Genomic DNA, 23,542 nt, shown 5'->3' on the forward strand with positions numbered 1-23,542 from the left:
CAGGTCGAGGGTTAGCAATAAAAAGTACCACAAGCGCAGGCTTGCGCAGTGGGGTTGAGAATACCACTTTCCACGCGGACTGGTAGTGTAAACAACGCAAAAAGCGTCGCTATGGCCGCTTAACACTGGTTTTTAGCGCGTCAGATCTCTATAATCTCGCGCAACCATTTTCCCCCTCGAACATCATTTAAGCCGTATAACACAGGCTGGGACACTTCACATGAGCGAAAAATACGTCGTCACCTGGGACATGTTGCAGATTCACGCCCGCAAACTGGCCAATCGTCTGATGCCTTCTGAACAATGGAAAGGCATTATTGCCGTGAGCCGCGGCGGTCTGGTGCCGGGCGCATTGCTGGCGCGTGAACTGGGTATTCGTCATGTTGATACCGTTTGCATCTCCAGCTACGACCATGACAACCAGCGCGAGCTGACCGTCCTGAAACGTGCTGAAGGTGATGGTGAAGGCTTCATCGTGATCGATGACCTGGTCGACACCGGCGGTACCGCCGTCGCTATTCGCGAAATGTACCCAAAAGCACATTTTGTCACCATTTTCGCTAAACCGGCGGGTCGCCCGCTGGTTGATGATTATGTTGTTGATATTCCTCAGGATACCTGGATTGAACAACCGTGGGATATGGGCGTGGTGTTCGTACCGCCGATCTCAGGTCGTTAATTGATAAGGTCAGTGCTATTTACCACGCCCGGTTATGCCGGGCGTGGTTTTTTTTACCCGTATGCAGGTTACAATAGCCTGAGTGGCAACATGATGGAGGCTGCACATGTCCCAGGCTAACCTTAGCGAAACGCTGTTTAAACCTCGATTCAAACATCCCGAAACCTCGACGCTGGTGCGCCGGTTTGCCTCCGGTGCGCCACAGCCGATCCACTCTGCGCTCGACGGTAGCAACGTCGACCACTGGTATCGCTTGATCAATCGTCTGATGTGGGCCTGGCGCGGCGTGTCGCCGCAGGAGATCCTTGACGTGCAGGCACGCATTGTCATGAGCGATGCGGAGCGTACGGATCCGGAACTTTACGACACCGTGGTGGGGTATCGCGGCGGCAACTGGATTTTTGAATGGTCTAAGCAGGCGATGGCCTGGCAGCAGAAGGCCGGCCAGGAAGACGATCCGATAGCGAGCGGTCGTCACTGGCTGCGGGCGTCGAACCTCTACAGTATTGCCGCCTACCCGCATATTAAAGGTGATGAGCTGGCCGAACAGGCGCAGGTGCTGGCCTATCGCGCGTATGAAGAGGCGGCCCGACGCCTGCCGGGCGAACTGCGCGAGCTGGAGTTCCCGATTCCCGGCGGTGCGCCGGTGACCGGTTTTTTACATATGCCGAAAGGTGAAGGCCCGTTCCCGGTGGTGCTGATGTGCGGCGGCCTGGATGCGCTGCAGACGGACAACTACAGCCTGTATGAGAACTACTTCGCGCCGCTGGGGATCGCCATGTTGACTCTGGATATGCCCTCGATCGGCCTCTCGTCGAAATGGAAGCTAACCCAGGAAACCAGCCAGCTGCATCAACATGTGCTGAGGCATTTACCGAACGTCCCGTGGGTCGATCATACCCGGGTGGCGACCTTTGGTTTCCGTTTTGGCGCCAATATCGCCGTGCGTCTGGGCTATCTGGAGCCACAGCGTTTAAAAGCGGTGGCCTGTCTCGGTCCGGTGGTGCACAACCTGCTGGTGGATCCGCTGCATCAGGGCCGGGTTCCGGAAATGTATCTCGACGTTCTGGCGTCGCGCCTGGGGATGCATGATGCTTCCGACGAGGCGCTGCGCGTCGAACTGAACCGCTATTCATTAAAAACCCAGGGGCTTCTGGGGCGCCGCTGCCCGACGCCGATGCTATCCGGCTTCTGGAAAAACGATCCTTTCAGCCCGGAAGAGGAGTCTCGTTTAATCACCTCGTCATCTGCCGATGGCAAACTGCTGGAGATCCCATTTAAGCCCATTTATCGCAATTTCGATCACGCATTGCGACAGATTGCCCGCTGGATCAACCATAGATTTAGTTAATATATTGCTAAATTTTATTGATTTGGTAAAACAGTTGCATCACTAAAGGAGATCGCAATGACGTTACCGAGTGGACACCTGAAGAGTAAGCTGATTAAGAAATTCACGGCTCTTGGCCCCTATATTCGCGAAGAGCAGTGTGAAGACAACCGCTTCTTTTTCGATTGCCTGGCAGTCTGCGTCAATGTCAAACCGGCGCCGGAAAAACGGGAGTTCTGGGGATGGTGGATGGAGATGGAAGCGCAGGAATCACGCTTTACTTACAGCTATCAGTTTGGTTTGTTCGATAAAGAAGGGGTCTGGCGACCGGTCGCTATCGACGACCCTGAAGTGAGCGAGAAACTGGAAAAAACGCTGCGTGATTTCCGCGAACGAGCTAACGCGCTGCTGGCGACATTCAGCCTGAAGCTGGAACCCGCCGACGACTTTAGTGAACCCATCAGGCTGCGGGCCTGATATCTGCCCTATCCGTCCGGTTACCCCTGCCGGGCGATATGTCGTTCATCGGCGGCGGTGATGGCAACATCCGGTGAACGGGTCAGGGGAAGAAAAACCGCTTCCCCTGAGAGCGCTTTTTACCAGACCACGTCGTGACAATGTTGGCTGCTTGCGGCGGCAACATTGTTAAGACGGGCCGCGGATACGGCCAGCTTATTTATCGAGCTCTGCGCTCATCATCACTTTATTCCCCATCCGGGCGCTGGTGATTTTATACTCGGTGGCATTCAGCTCTTTCGCTTTTTTGGCAATTGCCGCTTCTGCGGAATCCAGAGTATTGCCTGTGGCCGTCACGGTCTGCGCGGAAGCGCCAAAGGCGAGCAGGGAAAGTACGCTTGCGGCAAGAAAAGCGGTCATCGTTTTCATGTTCATTATCCTGTCATTGGTGATGTAAGGCACTCCTTTACGGTGGAACTGCCTGATGTCGTAAATAGTAAAGCGCAGCCGCCGGCGGAAAAAGAAAGCGACGGACAATATACTTTTCTACTTTTGTTCATAAAGAAGGGGGGCGGCGGAGAGGCCGACGCACCCCGGATGGCATCATACGATCAGGCGGAAAAGTTGTTTTTCAGCGCCTGCAGGCCGTCATGATAAATGGTGAAGAACAGCGCTTCGGCTTCTGTTTCGCTGACGCCGACCGGCGTAAAGCTTCCACTCCATTCCACGCGGCTGATATCGCGATCGGCGGTGGCGTGAACCGAGATCGTCGCCAGATAATCGGCAACCGGGAACGGCGCCTGAATAATCGAATAGCTATAGCTGCGCTGCCGGTTATCGAAGGCTTCCAGGCGCTCGATAACGGTACCGCCGTCGGCGGTGGTCAGGGTGCGTACACGTCCGCCTTCTGTGATAACGCTTTGCGGGATAAACGGCAGCCAGTCAGGGAGGGTGTCAAAGCCGCCCATCAGCTGCCATACGCTGTCGGCAGAGGTCGGGATTTCAATCGATACAGTGGTCGTAGCCATTATTTTCTCTCTTAATTTCAGTTGATTAGATTTACATTGCCAGGGTGTCGACGACACCGCCGTCGACGCGCAGGGCGGCGCCGGTGGTCGCGGAAGAAAGCGGTGATGCGAGATAAACCGCGAGATTCGCCACCTCTTCGACATCCGCGGCGCGCTGGATGATGGAACTCGGACGCGCGGTTTTAACGAACTCATCGGCTTGTTGGCGCGGGCTACGGCCCGACTGCGCGGCGGCATCCGCCAGCATCGTCTGCAAGCCTTCGGTAAAGGTCGGGCCGGGTAAAATGGCATTCACCGTCACGCCGGTACCTGCCAGGCGTTTTGCCAGGCCGTGCGACACCGCCAGATTGGCGCTTTTGGTCACGCCGTAATTAATCATGTCGGCAGGGATCGCCACGCCGGACTCCGACGAGACAAAAATAATGCGTCCCCAGCCCTGTTCGACCATTCCCCCGGCGTAGTGGCGCGACAGCCGTACGCCGGACAGCACGTTGACGTTATAAAAGTGCATCCACTCCGCGTCGGGAACGCTAAAGAAGTCCTTATCGTTGAAGATGCCGAGGTTGTTGATGACGATATCGGCCCGTGGCTGCGCCGCGCACAGTGTGGCAACGCCCTGCTCGGTGCTGAGATCGGCGACGACGCCGCGCAGCAGCGCGGCCGGCAGCTCGCTGGTCACTGCGGCCATCGCGCTATCGACGCTGCTCTGCTGGCGACCAACGATAATGACGTTGGCCCCCGCCTGCGCCAGCCCTTTGGCGATGCCAAGACCGATACCGGATGTGGAACCGCTGACCACCGCGACTTTATTGGAAAGATCCAGTTTCATGCTATTTCCCATCTTCTGGAAGGGGCCTTTCGGCCCCGCAAAAATTAACGTGTCGGCAGCGGTGCGTTGCTGGCAACCAGATTCTGCCGGCGCATTTCGTCCCAGAATTCTGCCGGGATAGCGACCTGCAGCGCAGCCAGATCTTCCGCCATACGGCCAGGACGGCTGGAGCCCGGGATCACCGCGGCAACCGCCGGGTTAGCCAGCGCGAACTGCAGCGCAGCGGCCTTCACATCAACCTGGAAGCGGGCGGCAAGCGCCTGGATCTGCGCAACCTGCTGGCGAATCGCCGGCGATGCCAGCTGGTATTCGAAGTGGTCGCCCCCCGCCAGGACGCCGGAGCTATAGGGGCCGCCGACGACGATATCGACATTCTGTTCCAGCGCTTCCGGCATCAGGCGCTGCAGCGCGCGCTTGTGATCCAGCAGGGAGTAGCGGCCAGCCAGCAGGAATGCGTCTGGCTTGGGTTCGTCGAGCGCGAGCGTCAGTTCGCATGGCTCCACGCGGTTCACGCCGAGGCCCCAGGCTTTAATCACCCCTTCGTCACGCAGGCGGGTCAGGGCGCGGAAGGCGCCGGTGCGGGCAATATTGAACTGCTCCAGCCAGCTATCGCCGTAGAAATCCTGCGCCGGATCGTGGATCCAGACGATATCCAGATGGTCGGTTTTCAGACGCGTTAAGCTATCTTCGATCGAACGCAGGGTGGCGTCGGCGGAGTAGTCGTTGAGAATTTTATTTTTCCGCCCATGCTCGAACAGACCGCCTTTCTCACCGAAGTCGCGGGTTGCCGGATCTTCCAGTTCATCCAGCATAATGCGGCCGACTTTGCTGCTCAGAACGAATTCATCGCGCGGATACTGAGAAAGCGCCTCGCCCATACGGATTTCGGAAAGACCGGAGCCATACAGCGGCGCGGTATCGAAGTAGCGAATACCCAGTTTCCAGGCTTCGCTAACGGTGGCGTGGGCCTCTTCTTCGGGAATGGCGCGGTACATGTTGCCCAGCGGCGCGCCGCCTAAACCGATGTTGCCTGGAAGAATATGTCTAATGCTCATTAAGATGTCCTCAATATTTTTTCCCGCTATGGGAGGGGTTCATTCAGGGGATTTATGCTTCATCCCTGTGACGAGGATCACAATAACTTGCGATGTTGTGACTTGATAGGACATAATTCGTCTGACTTAAGTCCTTCGAGGTCTAACATGATTGATTTACGCCAGTTGAAATACTTTGTAGTGGTTGCCGAAGAAGAGCACGTGGGCCGCGCCGCCGAGCGTCTGCATATTTCGCAGTCGCCGCTGAGCCGCCAGATTGCCCAGCTTGAGGAGCGCCTGGGCCTGATGTTGTTCGAGCGTAACCAGCAGCGCATCCGCCTGACGGCTGACGGGCAAACCTTTCTGGCGGAAACGCGCTCGCTACTGACCCACGCCAGCCGCCTGGAGTCGCTGGGCAAGCGGTTAGGGCGGGGCGAAGACGGCGGGCTGTGTATTGGCTATATCGAAAATGCCATGCACTCCGGTGTGCTCTCTACTGCGTTGCGCACGCTGCGTATTTCGCGCCCGGATGTACATATCGCGCTCTATAGCCAGCCTCCCGCCACGCAGATTGAAGGTTTACGCCAGCGCAGCCTGGATTTTTCGCTGGTGGATATGCCGCCGTCGGAAGGCGAGCAGGATCTGGAATATATTCAGGTGCTGGATGACCGCATGCTGCTGGCGCTGCCGCAAAGCCATCCGTTAGCGCAGGCGAAAAACGTGTTGCCGGAGCAACTGGCCGATCAGCAGTGGATTGCGGTGATCCATAACGATGATGCGCATTCGCGCGATGATTTTGTGGCCGCCTGCGTCAGAGCGGGCTTTAACCCGGATATTCGCCTGGAAGCGGGAGAGCCGTTAACCGCGCTTGGGCTGGTGGCGGCGGGTCTCGGCCTGGCGCTGATCCAAAACAGCCTGCGGCATAATGCGCCGGAAGGCGTCGCGCTGCGTGAAATTCCGTGGATGGGCTACTCCACGCAGCTGTGGGCGGCGTGGCATAAAGCTAACCGACGCCCGCTGGTGACCCATTTTCGCGACGTGCTGCGCGGTGAAGGCGCAGAGGGCGCGCCGGCGGCCGGCGGCCGGGAAGCCCCGGCGCCATGATCGACGCTGCCCCGGCCGATGTGCTTACAGACCAATACACATGTATTTAATTTCTAAGTAATCTTCGATGCCGTACTTCGAACCTTCGCGCCCGAGACCGGAAGCTTTCACCCCGCCAAACGGCGCGACTTCGTTAGAAATGAGTCCGGTGTTGATACCGACGATGCCGTACTCCAGCGCTTCACCGACGCGGAAGACGCGGCTCAAATCGCGGGCATAGAAATAGGCGGCCAGACCGAATTCGGTATCATTGGCCTGCTGGATAACATCCGCTTCGTCTTTGAAACGGAACAGGGGTGCCAGCGGACCGAAGGTCTCTTCTTTCGCGACTTTCGCATCAGCGGGAACATCGACCAGAATGGTTGGCTGGAAGAAATTACCGCCCAGCTGATGCGCTTTCCCGCCGGTTATCACCCTCGCGCCTTTACCGACGGCATCGGCGATGTGTTCTTGTACCTTGGCAACCGCTTTCTCATCGATCAACGGCCCGGTCGTCACCCCCGCCTGCAGGCCGTCGCCGAGGTGCAGTTTTTCCACCGCCTGCTGAAGTTTTTCGGCAAAGCGTTCATACACGCCGTCCTGCACATACAGGCGGTTGGCGCAGACGCAGGTCTGCCCGGCGTTACGAAACTTGGAGGCCATCGCGCCCTCCACCGCCTTATCCAGTTCGGCATCACCGCAGCGGCGAAAGACCCGTCATGATCCGCGCCGCTTGCCCGGCCGCGCTCTGGCTGACGCAAGCGGTGAGATTTGCCAACCTTGTGGAGAGAACTCAACATGGCAGATATCTCGATTAAAGCTAAAGCAAAGGATGAGTGCGTTGCCCTTACGCTATTGGGCAAGCTGAGCCGGTTTTTAACCACCCTAACCGCCTGGGCCGGGGCATTGGTGTTGTTTATCAACGTGCTGGTGGTGTTTGCCTCCGTGATCTGGCGCTATGCGCTGCACTCCCCCATTCACTGGGCGGAAGAGGTGGCGCGGGCGCTGATGATTGCGCTGGTGTTTTTTGGGGTGGCGACTTCAACGGCGAAAGGCGGTCATATTGGCGTCGATCTATTCCTGCGTTTTCTGCCGGAACGGATTCGACCTTACGTGGTGCACGCCAGCCGCTGGATCCTGTTTCTGGTCTCGGTTGGGTTGGTGATTTCCAGCTATGACCTGGTGCAGGCGGCGCGGCTGCAAACCACAGAGAGCGGGCTACCGCAGACGATCTACGTTATTCCGGTGCTGATTGGCTCGCTGGTGATGATGGTGGCGGCACTGGAACTTGCGCTGCGCGAACGGCTGCGGGTGGTGCTGCTCAGCGGGCTGGGGATCGTGGCGCTGGCGGCGATAGGCTATCTGAAACTGTCGCTGATGGCCGACCCCGCCAGCGCCGCGGCAGGGCTGATGCTGATCTGTTTCGTTCTCGGTATCCTGGCCGGCGTGCCGATTGCCTTCACCCTCGGCATGTCGGCGATGGTGTTCTTCATTTGCGATCCCTCTCTGCCGTTTGTCTTTTTCTCGCAGCAGGTCGCCGCCGGGGTGGATCACTTTGTGCTGCTGGCGATTCCGTTCTTCCTGCTTGCCGGCGCCGCCATGGAGATCAACGGGATGTCGACGCGCCTCGTTGAACTTATCGTCCGGGGAATGGGACGTTTTCGCGGCGGTTTAAATATGACCACCGTACTGTCGATGGCCTTCTTCTCCGGGATCTCCGGCTCGAAGCTGGCGGATGTGGCCGCGGTGGGCGGGGTGCTGATGCCCGCTGTACGCCGGGCGAAGCAGGACGGCGAAGAAGCGGCGGGCGTGTTCGCCGCCTCGGCGGTGATGGCGGAAACCATTCCGCCGTGCGTTAACCTGATTGTCATGGGCTTCGTGGCGAACATTTCGATTGGCGCTCTGTTTATTGCCGGTCTGGTCCCGGCGGCCTGTTTACTGGTGCTGCTGATGATTGCCGCTAACCGTTTTGGCGGCAAAATCAACGTCAGCGAAGCCTATCCCGTCTTACGTCCGCGCACGCAGCTCTATCTTGGCGCCGCCGTGGGGCTGGTGATGATTTTTATGATTGGCCGCGGCGTGATGATGGGGATTGCCACCTCGACGGAGATTTCCGCCTTTGCGGTGATTTACGCCATCGTAGTGGGCCGCCTTGCCTTTCGCGAGCTGACGTTTAAAGCGACGGTGAAAATGTTCATCGATATCGCCGCCATGTCCGGGGTGCTACTGTTTATCGTCGCCTGCGCCACCAGCCTCTCTTATGCGCTGACGATACAGATGATCCCGCAGCAAATCGCTGAATTACTGGTGAGTATTGGGGTTGAACAGGGGGCCTGGCTGTTCCTGCTCTTAACCATCGTCATCCTGATTATTTTCGGTGCGGTTCTCGAAGGTGCGCCGGCGCTGATTATCTTTGCGCCGATTCTGGTGCCTATCGCGGTTCAGCTGGGGTTCAGCCCACTCCATTTCGGCATCATTATGATTCTGGCCATGGGGTTTGGCCTCTTTTCACCGCCGATCGGGCTCGGGCTGTACACCACCTGCGCAATTTGCGGCGTGGAAATGAAACATGTTATCCGGCCAATGGCGAAATATCTGGCGGTGGTGTTTGTCGGCATAATTATCGTGGCGATGGTCCCCCCCTTAACTACCTGGCTGCCGGGGCTGGCCGGTTATTAATTGCGAATGCAGTATCTGATGCAGTTGCGGTGTTGATACGTCCCGCCGCGGGGCGTTCTGTCAATCAATAAAGTCGCGCTCAGACGGTGCTATTTAACACGCCTGCGGGTGGGGATGTCCACGCCCTGAATATCTCGCGAGTGATAAATAGACTATGCCGCTAGCGCTTTATGCGAAATAAAAGGAGCAGGCCATGGGATCGTTAACAAGAAAGAAAGTCTTTATTACCGGCGCGGAGCAAGGTATTGGTAAAGAGACCGCCAGAAAGCTGATTGAAGCCGGATGCGATATTTATATTCACTATTTTAGCGGTGAAGAGGGCCCCCGGGAATTAATGGCGATTGCGCAACAACGAGGAGGTAAAGCGGCCAGCGGGTATGCCGATTTAACGAATGAGGCGGATGCGGCGCGCTGCGTTGCTGAAGCGGCGGAGTTTTTAGGCGGGATAGATATTCTGGTGAATAACGTCGGTGGAATTATTGCCCGTAAATGGCTCGGAGAGATCGACCCGCAGTTCTGGCGTACGGTGATTGATGTCAATATGACCACTATGCTCAATGTCACCCAGGCGGCGCTGCCGTGGTTAAAAGCCGCGCCGGACGGCGCAAGTATCGTCAATCTGGCCTCATTAGCCGGGCGCTCCGGCGGACACTCCGGCTCCCTGGTCTATTCGATGACCAAAGGCGCGGTGCTGACGTGGACGCGCTCCCTTGCCGCCGAGCTGGGCGAGTTTGGGATTCGGGTCAATGCCGTGGCGCCGGGGTTGATTCTGGGGACCCGTTTTCATAACCAGCATACCACGCAGGCGTCAGCCGACCGCACCATCGCGGACATTCCGTTGGCAAGAGTCGGTACGCCTGAAGATGTTTCCCGGGCGATCTGTTTCCTCGCCTCCGAATATGATGGCTTTATCTCCGGGGCAACCCTCGATATTAACGGCGGTATTTACCGGGCATAAACCTCAGGGCGGGGATGTCCCCGCCCAATTTAAGCGAGCTTACTGATGATCAGGTCAGATATTATTCACCCGGATTTACTTCAGGCGCTGGCGCAGTGTGGCCATAAAGCCCAGATTCTGCTTGCCGATGCCAATTATTCTTTATTGACGAACACCGCACCGCGGGCCCGTATTATTTATCTTAATTTTTCCCCAGGATTAATCAGCAGCGTGGTGATTCTGGAAAAAATACTCGGCTATATCAGTATTGAAAAAGCGCGGCTGATGTCCAGCCCGGCGGATTTTAATAATACCATCGCCGGGGAATATCGCCATTTACTGACAGCGGCGAGTGAACTGGAGTATGTCGAGCGCGAGGCGTTCTACGCGCTGGCGAAATCATCGGACACGGTGTTAGCCATCGCCTCTGGCGAAACCCGGCGTTTTGCCAATATTCTGCTGACCGTTGGCCCGACGGTGCTGTGAGTGACGGAGAAGAGTCGATCGCTCTTCTCCGGCTCCGCTTTCAGGGGGCGTCTCGTACCGACTGGCGACACACCAGAGCCGGGGGAAACAAAAACTCTTGTGGCGGAAGGGCCGGGTTTTCTATGCGTTCAATTAGCCGCGTCACCATGACCTCCGCCATCTCGGCCAGCGGCGGCATCACCGAGCTCAATCGCGGATAGACCAGTCCGGATAACGGAATATTATCGATACCGATGATAGAGATCTCCCCCGGGACGCTGATCCCGGCTTCGTGCAGACCGGCCATTAAACCAATGCCGAGCGCATCATTAATGGCGACGATCCCGTCGGGGCGGTGCGCCTGTCGGCAGATTTTTTGCGCCAGCGATCGGCCCAGCTCGGTCATTTCAGTGTCGCCATAGGCCGCCATCGTTTTCTCTTCGACGATCGTCCCTTCCTGCAATAAGCCATGCTGCTGTACAGCGCTGAGAAAACCTTCGATTTTATGCGCGCGGCTGGGGGTCATACCGGCGACGGTGGCAAAGGTCAGATGCCGACACCCGCGGGTAATCAGATGTTCTGTCGCCATGCGCCCGGCTTCGACGTTATCCATCGAGACGCTGTCGAGAGCCAGGCCGCCGGATACGGCGCTGGCCGGCATCCGACCGTCGTAGTTGACCATCATCATGCCCTGCGCGGCGGCCCGGGAAAAATGCGCTTTTTCAATATCGCAGGAGGCCACGATAATGCCGCGCACCCCGTGGGCGAACATATCTTCCAGAAAGGCTTCTTCTTCTTCGATTTGCCGGTAGGTGTTACCGATCAGCACCCGGTAATGGCGCTTTTTGGCGGCAAGATCCACCTCGCGGACCAGGGAGGCAAAGCTGGGGTTAACGATGGACGGCACCAGCAGGCCGATCATTTTGGCCTGACCCGTTTTAAGCTGCTGGGCGACACGGTTAGGGAAGTAATTCAGCGTTTGCATGCTGTGCTGAATACGCGTCAAGGTCTCTTCGCGCATCTGATCGGTACGACCATTGAGTACGTTGGATACGGTACTGACAGATACGCCAGCATGTTTCGCGACATCACGAATATTTGCCATACATCTCCTTTGCAGCAATGGGCGAGTGATAGACCCCGGGTCTCATCCAGGCCTCCTGACGCGGAGTCTGCAAGCCTCATCCCGCATCGCTTTCTTTGATGGAATGACTCCGCCATAGCGGTTTAGTGTAACGTTACAGTTGGCGCTGTCAATGGGGTGGCGAGGATGGAAGGCGAAGTCAGCAGAGGCGAAAAGGCGGTGTGGCATGGCGCTGCCCGTGTGGCGGGTTGCACAGCAGATCGTTTCCCCGGACCAAGGTATCTCTTCAATCCGGGGCGTCGGGTCATCGGATGCGAACGGACTCACCACCAGGCTGCTGTTTATCCGGCGCGGTAGCGGTATTTCTCAATGGAGGCGGGATACATCTCAATTGAGAAGCCTGGCGCCTGCGGCGGCATATATGCTGCGCCCTTGATCACGCAAGGATTGATAAAATGTTCGTGCAGATGGTCGACATATTCGATTACCCGACCGGTATGCGTCCCGGCGATACACAGGTAGTCGATCATCGACAGGTGCTGAACGTACTCGCATAGCCCAACGCCGCCGGCATGCGGGCAAACCGGCAATTGATATTTTGCCGCCATCAGCATCACCGCCAGCACCTCGTTAACACCGCCCATGCGGCAGGCGTCTATTTGCACCACATCGATGGCCTCACGCATGATGAATTGTTTGAACATAATGCGGTTCTGGCACATTTCGCCGGTAGCGACTTTGATGGGCGCGACGGCCTCGCGGATGCGGCGATGCCCCTCGATATCGTCCGGGCTGGTCGGCTCTTCGATAAACCACGGATTGGCGAAGGCCAGCGCCTTAACCCAGGGGATCGCTTCGTTGGTCTCCCAGACCTGATTGGCATCGATCATCAGCTTACGGTCGGGGCCGATCGTCTCCCGGGCGATGCGCACCCGGCGGATATCGTCCTCCAGATCGCGCCCGACTTTCAGTTTCAGATAATCGAAGCCTGCGTCCACGGCTTCCTGGCACAGGCGGCGCAGTTTATCATCCGGGTAGCCGAGCCAGCCCGCCGAGGTGGTATAGCAGGGGTAGCCTTCAGCCTGCAGTTTCTCCATGCGCAGGGCTTTATCTTCCGCCCTCTGCTGCAGCAGCACGAGCGCCTCCTGTGGCGTAATGCAGTCGGTGATGTAGCGAAAATCGATGCAGCGCACCAGCTCCTCGGGGGACATCTCCGCCACCAGCCGCCACAGCGGTTTGCCTTGGGCTTTACTCCACAGATCCCAGACGGCGTTGACCAGAGCGCCGGTGGCAAGATGGATAGCCCCTTTATCAGGCCCGATCCAACGCAGCTGGCTGTCGTTGGTCAAATCGCGCCAGAACTTTCCCATATCCGCAGTGATATCGGCAAGATGACGGCCGACGAGTAAATGTTCAAGCGCGCGAATAGCGGTACAGCAGATTTCATTGCCGCGGCCGATGGTAAACGTTAGACCGTGGCCGCGAAGCGCGGCGTTATCTGTTTCTAAAATGACGTAGGCGGCAGAATAGTCGGGATCGGGATTCATGGCATCCGAGCCGTCAAGCGATAGCGAGGTTGGAAAGCGTATATCTTCTACGCGGACTGCAGTGATAGTGGTCATGAGCTACGGCTCCAGTGTCCTAAAGGGGAAAAGAGTATGGTTATTAAGCCTGTACGGTTTTCTGTCGCTGCTCGCCGAGGCCGGCGATACCTAGACGAATCTTCTGTCCGGCGCGTAAATAGACCGGCGGCTTTTGCCCCATACCTACGCCGGGGGGCGTACCGGTAGAGATAACGTCGCCTGCCTGCAAACTCATAAAGCGGCTCAGGTAGCTGATGATTTCCGGGATGGTAAATATCATGGTACGGGTATTGCCGTTCTGATAGCGTTTGCCGTCCACCTCCAGCCACATATCCAGCTGGTGCGGATCGGGCACCTCGTCCGCGGTGACCAGCCATGGCCCGGTGGGGCCAAAGGTGTCGCAGCCTTTCCCCTTGTCCCAGGTGCCGCCGCGTTCGATCTGGTATTCGCGCTCTGAGACATCGTTGATTACACAGTAGCCAGCCACGTGCGACATCGCATCGGCTTCGCTGATGTAGCGCCCGCCAGTGCCAATCACCACGCCGAGTTCGACTTCCCAGTCGGTTTTCAGCGAACCGCGGGGGATTTCCACATCGTCATTCGGTCCGACGACGGCGCTGGTCCATTTGTTGAAGACCACCGGCTCCTGCGGGATGGCTGCCCCGGTTTCCGCCGCATGATCGGCATAGTTCAGCCCGATACAGATAAATTTGCCGATCCGCCCAATGCAGGCGCCGATGCGCGGTTCACCCGCGACGAGCGGCAGGTCGTTCGGGTCCAGCTGACGTAGCTTGTTCAGAGTGGAGGGGTGTAAACATTCACCGCTGATGTCGTCAACGTGCGCCGAGAGATCGCGTAGCATACCGCGAGCGTCCAGTAACCCTGGGCGCTCTTTGCCTGCGGGTCCGTAACGTAGCAATTTCATGGCAAAATCCTTGTGTTGATGCAAAGTCCAGGCGGTTAGTTACTCCAGCCGCCGTCGATAATATTGATCGTGCCGGTGGTAAAGGCGCTGCTATCTGATGCCAGATACAGCGCCAGCTGCGCGATCTCTTCCGTTTTTCCGATCCGGCCAATGGGCTGGCGGGCGACGAATGCCTGGTAAACGGCCTCTTCGCTACGGCCTTCTGCGGCGGTCTGAGCAGCGATACGTTGGCGTAGGGACGGGGATTCCACCGTACCGGGGCAGATGGCGTTGCAACGAATTCCGCAGGCGACGTAGTCGGCGGCAACGGAACGGGTCAGGCCGATCACTGCGGCCTTAGAGGCGCCGTAGGCAAAGCGATTTGGGACCCCTTTGACGCTGGAGGCGACCGAAGACATGTTGATGATTGAACCGCTGCGCTGTTCGAGCATAGCGGGTAAAAAGGCGCGAATGGTGTGGAACATCGCGGTGACGTTGAGATCGAGGGCGAACTGCCATTCGCGGTCGCTGCAGGAGAGGATATCCCCGCTGTGTACCACGCCCGCACAGTTGAACAGGACATCGATCGGGCCGATGGCGGCGACGGTCTCCACAATAGCCTGCGGATTGGTTACGTCCAGTACCCTGGCCTCGACGCCCGGAATGCCGCTGAGCGCGTCAATATGAATATCGGTGGCGATGACCTCGGCACCATGTCCAGCGAATAGGGTCGCAGAATGAAAACCGATCCCTTGTCCGGCTGCAGTGATCAGCACTCTTTTGCCTGTCAGGTTCATGCTTGCTCCTCGAGCGATGAGTAAAATTTAAGGTCTAATGGTCAGGCCATTGAGCGCATAAAAAAAAGCGCTTTCCGCCCGTTTGTTTTTGTTAAGATGTGCGATGTATATCCTGCTGAACGCTTTTTTATTTAACCAATTCTTTACATGTCTATTTGTAATCAGCAAGATTTTTGTCGCATAAATGCAAGCTGAATCGCTTAACTGATAAAACGTCGCAGGTGAGAGATGCCGATAAAAAAATTAGAAAACCCAAGGATTTACAGGCAGATAGCAGATCAGCTCAAGACGTTAATCGATAATAAAGAGTTTCCTCCCGGCAGCCGCCTGCCGGCGGAGCGTGAGCTGGCCAGCCAGCTGCAGGTGAGCCGGGCGTCGGTACGTGAAGCGCTGATCGCTCTGGAGGTGATCGGGCTGGTGGACGTGCGGGTGGGAAACGGCGTCATCGTGCGCGAGCCTTCACCACAGCCAGTGGCGCAGCCGCAGGAGCCGGTGATGGCGCGAGCGGGGCGAAACCAGTGGACGGATGTGGATGACGAACTCAATATCGAGCTCGATTTTACCGCTGAGCTGCCGCCGTTTTCCCTGCTGCAAACCCGGCGACTCATTGAGCCTGAGACCGCGGCGCTGGCGGCGCGTCATGCCTCAAATGAAGAGCTGGCCACCATTCGCCAGGCCTATGAGCAGAATTGCCGTGATAACCGACAGGGTTCCGCGACGCATCCCGGCGATCGGCTGTTTCATATTCGAATCGCCCAGGCCAGCGGTAACCCGGCGTATGCGTTTATTATCGCCCACCTGCTGGGGCACCGATACGGCACGATGTTCCGCGCGCTGCAGCTGCATTATACGCCGCAGGATATGCCCCATCGTTCTGAAATTGAACACCTTGCTATCCTTACCGCGCTTGAGGCGCGCGATCCCCGGGCGGCGAAAAAGGCCATGAAAGAGCATCTGGATGCGGTCATCGCTATTTTCGGCCAGGGCTGATGGCGCAAAGCGGCCCGCCGCGCCCGGGCCCCGAGCGTTAAGCGATTGCTATGATGGCGAAGATACTGATTATCGACAAAAGGATAATCAGCGCCGTCGTGATTAATAATCCATAAGCGGTCAGCGTGGGCGTGCCGATCTTATTCAGCGCCTGCAGCGAAAAGAGTTTAATGCCAGCCAGAAGTTTGATACTCGAACATGACAGAATAATAAAAAACAGTGCCAGTTGCGAAAATACACTGCAGTAGAGCATCACTGATTGTGGCACGAAATAGGTGGAATACGGGCCTTTTGAGGTGAAGTGAATCATCGTGTGATTATGAATCAGATTGAGAGATGAGGCGATAATATCAACGGGGTTGAAGACCGGATATTCCCGCGCTTCAAAATAGAGGCCGAGACCAGTATATAGCGCATCGGTCGCCTCTCGCTGTAGCTGCAGAATAATCGCGGAAAGGCTCAGCAGGACCAATATAATAGCGCTGATAAAATAAAGTATGGATGATTTAAACGTAAAGCCACGCTTCTCGATAGATAAAATATAAAATCGGCTGAGCTGTATAACAATCGCATCGAGCAGCAGGGTGTATCCGAGCCCAAAATGGTAATAGTCATGTACGGCGACGCGAATGGCGACCGGGAGACGGGTAGGAATAATATGCTGCGGGTTGAGAAAGAACAGCGCATACAGGAACCAGATGATAAAAAGAAATGCGGAAAACAGCAGGGAAAATAGCGGAATAGTTATTAGCTGTCTTTTAGCAAGAAAGCGTCGGCCAAAGCAGGTGAAAAAATAGTTTAGCCAAAAAGTCTTGAGGCGCAGGAAAAAATTTTCGCCAATGTTGGCCTTCGCGACGGCGGCGCTGATTTTTTTGCGCCGGGTTTTTGGGATCCTGGCGGTACTGATAATAAAAAGGGAAAACGAAAGCAGTGCTGTCAGCGGGATCGCAACGATGCTGATAATCTCTCCTGAACTCATCCTTCTGTCCTTATCTACTCGTCATATTTGATATTGCCTGTGTTTCGGCTTTCCTCGCTTAACCAGGGCGTATCGTCGGCGAAAACGCCGGCATGATCCCCATTGAGTAGCCGCATAATCGCACGCTGAGCGAAAAAATCAACGTTAGGCAGGGCGCCGGAAGCGAGACATTTTTGCGTGTCGCGGGTCTAAGGCAGCCTTCGTTCATCGCGATATTTTTTATCATTTAATCGGTTCAGCATGCATTTTTTTACTCCGCTGTTTGGCAATACGGTGGCTTTGATGTAATCAGGTGGTTAACAAAAATGTACTGATTACTTTTTGTTAACATCAACATGACCTGATACGTCTTCGGAAACTTGAGACGTACGTTAAACCCGCAGATGCGGGTAAATTTATCGCTTTAATGGCCTGACCATTAGTCCTTTAATTAAGGGGGGATAATTATAACCTACTGAAAATCATCATTAAGCTGGGCTGTTTTACCGGCTGGCGTTAAGGCAGCGATGATCCGACAAGAATTATCGCGATCGGTACGTTATAGCGAACGGCGCGCAAAGAGAGCCGCAGGCGCCGGCGGCTTTGCACTCGTGCCCGGATAGAAAACTGAAAAATAGCGGCAAACGTACGCAGTAGAGCACGTTCATGCATGACGGGAACGTATCAGCGGATGCCATCGGGAGTATTCAACCTGTCTGCTTTTTAACGCGGTACGATGCCGTGAATCAACGCGAGGGGTTTTATGAGTAATGTAATAGAAAAAGAAGCTGCGGCTGCGCCCCAAAAAGGTCTGTTTAAATTTCTGCCGCGCGCCCATCCGGTCTCGTGGCTGATGCTGCTGGTCACGACGCTGGCTATCCTGATGAACTCGGTTGACCGGCTGATCCTACCGACGCTCATGCCAGCCATTATTAATGAGTTCCATCTGACGACGCTGCAGGCGGGCTGGTTGAATTCGCTAAGCTTCGTCGGGACTTTTCTCGGCGCGCTGATCCTCGGGTTTGCATCAGACTATATTGGCACCGGTTACAAGCGCGCCTGGAGCTGGATCGTCGCGGTATTGATTGAGATTGTGGCCGGCGTCGCCAGTGCCTTTAGCCGCTCCTACGGTCTGTTCCAGGCGCTGCGTGTTTTCATGGGGCTGGGAAGCGGGGGATCGGAGCCGATCAATGTCGCCCTGATTGGCGAATGGTGGCAGAAGGAAAACCGCGGCTTTGCGCTGGGCGTACACCATACCGGGTTTCCCCTGGGGCAGTTTATCGGACCGGTGCTGATTGGGCTGGTGATTGCGCTGACGTCGTCATGGCGTAATGCCTTCCTTTTTATCCCGCTGCTCGGCATTCCGATTATTATCATTCAGCTCTGTATTGCCACCAGAAAGCGCCAGGATAAGGTTTATAGCTGGATTGCGGAAAATGGGATGACTCCGCCCGATGATGTCAGCCAAAGTGAACGCCCTTCGTTCCGACAGTCCTTGCTGGCCGGGCTGGCATGTTTAAAAAACCGCAATTGCCTCGCGGCCATCGCCATTATTTTTTGCTTCATCTGGGCGGAAATGGGGATTTCAACGTTCCTGACGTTGCAGCTTACTCAGAAAGTGGGACTGGATCTGGCAACGGCGGCGATCATTTCCGGCGCCTCCGGATTGACCGGCTGGCTTGGGCAAATTGGCTGGGGAAGTTTTTCTGATGTTAAGGGCCGCAAGATGTGCCTGTGGATTATCACGGCAGGGTGGATCGCCGCGACGCTGGCCTGCAATTTTATCACCTCGGCGACCAGCGGCTGGATCATTCTGATCGCATGGGGGCTGTTCCGCAATTCGCCGTTTCCGGTGGTCTACGCGCTGCTGATTGATTCAGCGCCGAAATCGGCGGCGTCCAGTATGGGGCTGATGATTGGCCTGGCCGTTGGCAGCGCCGGCTTTTTGGTGGCGCCGATCGCCGGCTGGATTATTACTGATTTCGGCTTCACCGCGCATTATCTGGCAATCACCGCCGTACTGGTGCTGGGGTGTATCCCGCTGTATCTGGTCAAAGAGACGGTAAGTAAAGCGGTTCATTAATTGATGAGGTTTATAAGATGACCAGCAGTATTCTTGATCTGTTAACGCACTATCGTATTATCGATCTTACGCATGCGCTGGAAGAAGATATGCCCGTCTGGCCAACGCATCCCCGTTTTTTTATCAACGGTGTTGAATCGTTGCATAAGGGAGATGAGGCGTTTCTGAACCAGATTAGCCTGGGCGAGCATTGCGGCACCCATGTGGATGCGCCCGCCCATTTTGTTCGCGATGGCAAGACTATCGACCACGTTGCGCCGCTGACGTTGTTCAGCGCGGCGGTAAAAATCGATATGTCGATGGCGCCGGCCAGCAGTTCGCTGCCCCGTTCGCATATCGAGCAGTGGGAACAAGCAAATCGGCCGATTAAAGCCAATGATATCGTGATTTTTTATACGGGCTATGAAGACCGGTGGGCGCGACGGCCGAACCACCACGCTTTCTGCGCGATTGGCCGGGCCTCTCCCGCGAGGCGGCGACCTATCTGGCGGATAAAGGGATCCGCGCCGTAGGCACCGACGTCATGACCATCGATGCCTTCGTCCACGAGGGCTACCCGGCACACGACGTGTTCCTTAATCGCGAGATCCTGATTATTGAAAATTTGACCCAGCTGCGTCAGCTGCCGAATCAGTTTATTTTCCTGGCGCTGCCTCTGAAGATAAAAGGAGGGTCGGCGTCGCCGATTCGCGCCGTGGCGCTGGTCGCACGCGGCACGGTGGACTAAGCCTGCATACTACCCGGCGACAGCAGTCGCCGGGGGATGAAGCCTATTTTTTTGCCTAAAGCGCCCTTGGGCTTTAACCGCTCGTCTCGGGCGTGGTATGGCTGGTGCCTGAGGATTTTTTGCCTGCCACTCCTGCAGATGGTCGTGTTCCCGAAATCCCAGGCTGCTTAATGGCCCTTCCTGCTGCAGGTACGGATACCCTGGTCATAGAAGAGCTCAAGGCGATAACGATTAGAAATCGTAACCCACGGTGGCAGCAATTGAACGTTCCGCTCCCCAGTAGCAATAGCCGGTACCATAGCAGGCGGCCACATATTTACGATCGGTCAAGTTATTAGCGTTCACCTGTAGCCAGGCTCCTTTCAGGCTGCTGTTCCAGGCGCCGAGATCGGCGCGTACGGAGGCATCCATCAGCGTGACAGACGCTAAACGGGTACTGTTTTCGTTATCCGCCCACTGTTTACCAATGTAGCGCACGCCTGCGCCTGCGGACAAACCATAATCAAACTGGTAGCGCCCCCAGACGGAAGCCATCGAATTGGGGGTCAGGTACGGCGTGTGGCCATCGTTGCCGTCAACCGCGTCCTTAAAGCGTACCCGGTTCAAGGTATAATTGGCGATGAGGCTCAAATTTGACGTCAGCTGGTTATGCGCTTCCAGTTCAATCCCTTGCGAATGCACTTTCCCGACCGGCTCGTAGTAAGCCTCGCGTACGATGCGGTTCCCCACGTCTTTCTGGGTCAGATCGTATATCGCAATGCTGTAGAGATCCCTGGTGCCGATCGGTTGGTATTTCACCCCGGCCTCATACTGCTCTGCGGTGGTGGGCTTGAGGATGCTGCCGTCCTGCCCGGACAGGGACTGTGGCGTAATGGCCTGACTGTAGCTGATGTAAGGTGAGATACCGTGGTCGAAGGCGTAAAGCAGCGAGGCGCGGCCGCCGACATGGTCGTCCTGACGGCGATGTTTTATGTCGGTGGTGTCGGTATCCGTCTGTGACACAATGCGGTCATAGCGGCCAGAAAGATCCAGGTGCCAGCGGTTCCACGCTATCTCATCCTGCAGATAAATCCCCGTCTGATAGTAACGCCGCTGGCTACCATAGAAGTCGTAACCATAGCGGGGGCCTACGGTTTCCCCGGTACGGGCGTTGAGCTGATTGGCATAGCCACTCGCGTCTCTGAGATCGTTTTTGTACTGATGGTATTCCGCGCCGAGCACGACTTTATGCTGGAGATCGCCGGTGTTGAAGTCCGCTTCCAGTTGGTTATCGATCGCCCAGGCGTCGAGGGACGATCGCGAGCCGGAGTAGTAGCGATTCAACAGATCCGAATTGCTGGCGTCCCAGCCGATCTGATACACCTGATCGAGATCGACATTCGCGTGGGAATAGCTGGCGTTAGTGCGGAATGCCCAGGTTTCGTTAAAGCGGTGCGCAAACGCCAGACTGTAGATCTGCTGACGGCGTTTGAACTGATCGAGGCTACTGTCGCCATCATAGAAACCCTTGCTCAGCTTATAGCCGTTATGTTCGGTAATGCTGCCTTCGCCCGGAACCGCGCTGTGGTAACCCCCGGAAGGCGCTTTTTCCAGATAGGCCCGCAGCAGCAGAGAGGTATTTTCACCGGATTGCCAGAGCAGCGACGGCGAAATGGCGTATTTTTCTTCACGCGTGTGCTGGTACTGCGTATCGCTGGAACGCGTCAGACCAGTCAGGCGAAACGCCAGCCGTTCGTTAATCGCGTTGGTGTAGTCAAAAGCGGCTCCTTGGGTGTTATTGCTGCCGCCCAGCAAGCGGATATGGCCCTGTTCCGTGAACAGCGGATTTTTGGATGTTTCCATCACCAGACCGCCGGGGACGGTCTGGCCATACAGCGCAGAGGAGGGCCCTTTAATCACGTCGATACGTTCCAGGAACCACGGGTCGATTTGTAACACATTATAGCTACCGGCATCGCTCATCAGCCGCAGGCCATCGAGGAAAACGTTGTCGACGTCGCTACCGTGGAACCCTCGCAGAGACACCGTGTCATAGCGTGTCGCCGCTCCGGCAAAGTTGGTGAAAGCGCCGGCGGTGTAGTTTAGCGCCTCATTAACCGTTAAAGCGCCCTGATCTTCCATCTGCTGACGGGTTATGACTGAAATCGACTGCCCGGTGACGATTAACGGTTTGTCTGTTTTGGTCGCTCCTTTACTGCTGGTAGCGGTATAGCCGCTGGTCGGGGCATCCGCAAAGTCCGCCGTAGAGCCGATAACCGTCATGCTATCTTCGGCAAAGCCGCAGGACGGGAAGGTGACTGCCAGACCACACAGAAGAACAGAACGTTTCAGGATAAAGGCGATTCCCATTATCAACACCTCATTATTTAAAGTACAGGAGGCACCATTATCGCTGCGGCGTACTATCCACAGGCTATGCGCGGCGATGAGTTATGTATGAGTAACAACAAAAGAGGGTTAGCTATTGCGTATCGCGCTTGGCGCGATACCGTAGCGACGGCGAAAAGCGGTGGCAAAATTGGTGGCGTGTTGATAACCGGACATCCAGGCCGCCTGCTGGACGCTGCAACCCTGCTGCAGGTGGTGATACGCCAGTGCTAGTCGACAGTCACGCAGGTAATCGAACACTGACTCGCCATACGCCTGACGGAATTTGGCGCTCAGGCTACTGGAGCTCATGGCCGCGCTGCGCGCCAGATCGCACAGCGTATGCTCCTGCTGCGGCTGCTGCTCCAGCCGCTGGCGCACGCTTTCAAGCCGCCCCCATTCGCTGGCGGAGAACTGCGGCGATACCGGACATTCCTCCCTCATTGCATACCCCAGTACCTGCATCGCCACCCCGTCCAACAGCAGCCGGCGCGTGATGAGCGGGGCCTGGCACGCCAGGGCGGCATGGATGCTGGTCAGTAAATACTCCGGTACCGACCATAGACAACAAGGACGTTTCATCTGTCCCCAGACGGAAAGCAGTTCGGCCACCGCTGACGATAGCTGCAGGGTTTCAGGAGAGAACCCCAGCACCATGGTCTTCAACTGCGCATCCGCCAGATGACTGACGTTCATCACCCATTGCTCGCCCAGCCGAGTGGTTAACGCCGTTCCCGGACGCACGATAAAATACTGTTCGCCCAGCCGGATGCGTAAGCAACCCTCCAGAACGATCAGCGTGTACATCGGTGAACTACGCAGCGAGGTCGATTCATACGGCTGCATAACCTGCACGTGGGAATGGGTGAGTTGAATACCGGATGGCAGCAGAGTTTCTTCCACGCTCCCCCGTACGACAATGCGCCGATATTTATCGCAATCGTAGCGCGACGTCAGCGCCGGGAAACGGTAGTCGATCCCATAACGCTCGCCAAAATCGAAGAAGTCTTCAACCAGGAATGATTGTCGCGACGGCGTGGCGGCGTGGTGGTTGGTCATATTAGTCATTGGAAATCAGGAAATGATGGTGAAGTATTATCAGACCAAAGAGATATCATACACAAGAGGAAACGATAATTATTCTCACTTGTGGTTGAGGGGCTTCATCCTGAGTGGAGGCCTTCGAACAGGCCTCGTCGTGAGGACAGGATATGTCTACAGTTGTGGGGTCAGCCCAGGAACAGGCGAAGAACGGGAAAACGCTCTGCATCTATGAGAACAGCAATTACATATTCACGTACATCACTAAAGGCTCCTGCCCCTATGCCAAAACCTTTGATACGGATGATCAGTCGTAGAGCCAGCGCCCGGCTTTTGCAGATTGAATAAACATATCAATGGTGAAATCTGGAACATCCACAGGTTCAGGCTTTTTTGTTACCAACGGTGCGAAAGTGATCCATATCCGACGCCTGAAATTAGATCCAGGGGTTAATCTGCTCTCCTGATTCGGGAGAGCTTATGGTCAC

General features: G+C 56.3%; 21 protein-coding genes and 3 pseudogenes. 11 read left to right on the top strand and 13 right to left on the bottom strand.

Annotated elements, in window-relative coordinates:
• The first annotated feature begins 220 nt into the window (after positions 1-220).
• The 3 genes from gpt to crl all read left to right on the top strand — a co-directional run bounded on the left by gpt (position 221) and on the right by crl (position 2,486).
• On the top strand, positions 221-679 hold the full coding sequence (gene gpt, locus ACI2JR_RS20850; RefSeq protein ID WP_004858267.1) for a xanthine phosphoribosyltransferase: 459 nt from the start codon (positions 221-223) through the stop codon (positions 677-679).
• A 106-nt stretch (positions 680-785) separates the two neighbouring features.
• Positions 786-2,030: an esterase FrsA gene (gene frsA / locus ACI2JR_RS20855; protein WP_132728203.1), complete on the top strand. Its 1,245-nt coding sequence runs from the start codon at positions 786-788 to the stop codon at positions 2,028-2,030.
• 57 nt (positions 2,031-2,087) lie between these two features.
• Complete coding sequence (crl, locus tag ACI2JR_RS20860) at positions 2,088-2,486, top strand: sigma factor-binding protein Crl (protein ID WP_132728205.1); 399 nt, start codon at positions 2,088-2,090, stop codon at positions 2,484-2,486.
• 195 nt (positions 2,487-2,681) lie between these two features.
• Here crl and ACI2JR_RS20865 read toward each other — a convergent pair whose 3' ends face one another.
• The 4 genes from ACI2JR_RS20865 to ACI2JR_RS20880 all read right to left on the bottom strand — a co-directional run bounded on the left by ACI2JR_RS20865 (position 2,682) and on the right by ACI2JR_RS20880 (position 5,377).
• The gene (locus ACI2JR_RS20865) at positions 2,682-2,894 is read right to left on the bottom strand and encodes a YdgH/BhsA/McbA-like domain containing protein (protein ID WP_132728207.1); all 213 of its coding nucleotides are present in this window, start codon (positions 2,892-2,894) and stop codon (positions 2,682-2,684) included.
• A gap of 182 nt (positions 2,895-3,076) precedes the next feature.
• Positions 3,077-3,493 carry an SRPBCC family protein gene (locus ACI2JR_RS20870; protein ID WP_462479375.1) on the bottom strand — a complete coding sequence of 139 codons (417 nt, stop codon included), beginning with the start codon at positions 3,491-3,493 and terminating at the stop codon, positions 3,077-3,079.
• A gap of 31 nt (positions 3,494-3,524) precedes the next feature.
• The gene (locus ACI2JR_RS20875) at positions 3,525-4,322 is read right to left on the bottom strand and encodes an SDR family NAD(P)-dependent oxidoreductase (RefSeq protein WP_132728211.1); all 798 of its coding nucleotides are present in this window, start codon (positions 4,320-4,322) and stop codon (positions 3,525-3,527) included.
• 44 nt (positions 4,323-4,366) lie between these two features.
• Entirely contained in the window at positions 4,367-5,377 is a 1,011-nt protein-coding gene (locus ACI2JR_RS20880; protein ID WP_132728213.1) for an aldo/keto reductase, read from the bottom strand.
• A gap of 147 nt (positions 5,378-5,524) precedes the next feature.
• Here ACI2JR_RS20880 and ACI2JR_RS20885 point away from each other — a divergent pair, with 147 nt between their 5' ends.
• A complete protein-coding gene (locus ACI2JR_RS20885) occupies positions 5,525-6,460 on the top strand; it encodes a LysR substrate-binding domain-containing protein (RefSeq protein WP_132728215.1) in 936 nt (311 codons plus the stop codon).
• Between the two features lie 24 nt (positions 6,461-6,484).
• On the opposite strand, the pseudogene ACI2JR_RS20890 reads toward ACI2JR_RS20885, so the two are convergent.
• Positions 6,485-7,135 (bottom strand): annotated as a pseudogene (locus ACI2JR_RS20890) (aldehyde dehydrogenase family protein); the annotation flags it as partial.
• A 102-nt stretch (positions 7,136-7,237) separates the two neighbouring features.
• Between ACI2JR_RS20890 and ACI2JR_RS20895 the strand changes: the two are divergent.
• The 3 genes from ACI2JR_RS20895 to ACI2JR_RS20905 all read left to right on the top strand — a co-directional run bounded on the left by ACI2JR_RS20895 (position 7,238) and on the right by ACI2JR_RS20905 (position 10,541).
• A complete protein-coding gene (locus ACI2JR_RS20895; protein WP_462479376.1) occupies positions 7,238-9,118 on the top strand; it encodes a TRAP transporter large permease subunit in 1,881 nt (626 codons plus the stop codon).
• A 193-nt stretch (positions 9,119-9,311) separates the two neighbouring features.
• Complete coding sequence (locus tag ACI2JR_RS20900; protein ID WP_462479377.1) at positions 9,312-10,076, top strand: SDR family NAD(P)-dependent oxidoreductase; 765 nt, start codon at positions 9,312-9,314, stop codon at positions 10,074-10,076.
• A 45-nt stretch (positions 10,077-10,121) separates the two neighbouring features.
• Positions 10,122-10,541 (top strand): RbsD/FucU family protein, encoded by a 420-nt coding sequence (locus ACI2JR_RS20905; RefSeq protein WP_132728225.1) that lies wholly within the window; start codon positions 10,122-10,124, stop codon positions 10,539-10,541.
• Positions 10,542-10,581: 40 nt separating this feature from the next.
• On the opposite strand, the gene ACI2JR_RS20910 is transcribed toward ACI2JR_RS20905, so the two are convergent.
• The 4 genes from ACI2JR_RS20910 to ACI2JR_RS20925 form a co-directional block, all read right to left on the bottom strand.
• Positions 10,582-11,625, bottom strand: coding sequence for a LacI family DNA-binding transcriptional regulator (locus ACI2JR_RS20910; RefSeq protein ID WP_462479378.1), 1,044 nt, complete (start codon positions 11,623-11,625; stop codon positions 10,582-10,584).
• 320 nt (positions 11,626-11,945) lie between these two features.
• Positions 11,946-13,226 (bottom strand): L-fuconate dehydratase, encoded by a 1,281-nt coding sequence (locus tag ACI2JR_RS20915; protein ID WP_132728228.1) that lies wholly within the window; start codon positions 13,224-13,226, stop codon positions 11,946-11,948.
• A gap of 43 nt (positions 13,227-13,269) precedes the next feature.
• Entirely contained in the window at positions 13,270-14,112 is an 843-nt protein-coding gene (locus tag ACI2JR_RS20920) for a fumarylacetoacetate hydrolase family protein (RefSeq protein ID WP_462479379.1), read from the bottom strand.
• 35 nt (positions 14,113-14,147) lie between these two features.
• Complete coding sequence (locus ACI2JR_RS20925; RefSeq protein WP_462479380.1) at positions 14,148-14,888, bottom strand: SDR family oxidoreductase; 741 nt, start codon at positions 14,886-14,888, stop codon at positions 14,148-14,150.
• 228 nt (positions 14,889-15,116) lie between these two features.
• On the opposite strand from ACI2JR_RS20925, the gene ACI2JR_RS20930 reads away from it, so the two are divergent.
• Positions 15,117-15,878, top strand: coding sequence for a FadR/GntR family transcriptional regulator (locus ACI2JR_RS20930; protein WP_132728234.1), 762 nt, complete (start codon positions 15,117-15,119; stop codon positions 15,876-15,878).
• A gap of 37 nt (positions 15,879-15,915) precedes the next feature.
• Here the strand turns inward: ACI2JR_RS20930 and ACI2JR_RS20935 are convergent, their stop codons facing one another.
• Entirely contained in the window at positions 15,916-16,857 is a 942-nt protein-coding gene (locus ACI2JR_RS20935) for a hypothetical protein (RefSeq protein ID WP_132728236.1), read from the bottom strand.
• A 742-nt stretch (positions 16,858-17,599) separates the two neighbouring features.
• Here ACI2JR_RS20935 and ACI2JR_RS20940 point away from each other — a divergent pair.
• The 3 genes and pseudogenes from ACI2JR_RS20940 to ACI2JR_RS20950 all read left to right on the top strand — a co-directional run bounded on the left by ACI2JR_RS20940 (position 17,600) and on the right by ACI2JR_RS20950 (position 19,646).
• Positions 17,600-18,919: an MFS transporter gene (locus ACI2JR_RS20940; RefSeq protein WP_207896620.1), complete on the top strand. Its 1,320-nt coding sequence runs from the start codon at positions 17,600-17,602 to the stop codon at positions 18,917-18,919.
• Between the two features lie 89 nt (positions 18,920-19,008).
• Positions 19,009-19,397: pseudogene (locus ACI2JR_RS20945) on the top strand (cyclase family protein); the annotation flags it as partial.
• Positions 19,398-19,442: 45 nt separating this feature from the next.
• Positions 19,443-19,646 (top strand): hypothetical protein, encoded by a 204-nt coding sequence (locus ACI2JR_RS20950; RefSeq protein WP_462479383.1) that lies wholly within the window; start codon positions 19,443-19,445, stop codon positions 19,644-19,646.
• 231 nt (positions 19,647-19,877) lie between these two features.
• On the opposite strand, the gene ACI2JR_RS20955 is transcribed toward ACI2JR_RS20950, so the two are convergent.
• From ACI2JR_RS20955 to ACI2JR_RS20965, 3 genes and pseudogenes are all read right to left on the bottom strand, one after another.
• On the bottom strand, positions 19,878-21,908 hold the full coding sequence (locus tag ACI2JR_RS20955; RefSeq protein WP_462479382.1) for a TonB-dependent siderophore receptor: 2,031 nt from the start codon (positions 21,906-21,908) through the stop codon (positions 19,878-19,880).
• Between the two features lie 195 nt (positions 21,909-22,103).
• On the bottom strand, positions 22,104-23,081 hold the full coding sequence (locus tag ACI2JR_RS20960) for a helix-turn-helix domain-containing protein (RefSeq protein ID WP_347812714.1): 978 nt from the start codon (positions 23,079-23,081) through the stop codon (positions 22,104-22,106).
• A 280-nt stretch (positions 23,082-23,361) separates the two neighbouring features.
• Positions 23,362-23,448: pseudogene (locus ACI2JR_RS20965) on the bottom strand (DUF1493 family protein); the annotation flags it as partial.
• Positions 23,449-23,542 lie beyond the last annotated feature (94 nt).

The sequence above is a fragment of the Klebsiella sp. NPDC088457 genome (assembly GCF_044900465.1).
GTDB lineage: Bacteria > Pseudomonadota > Gammaproteobacteria > Enterobacterales > Enterobacteriaceae > Klebsiella.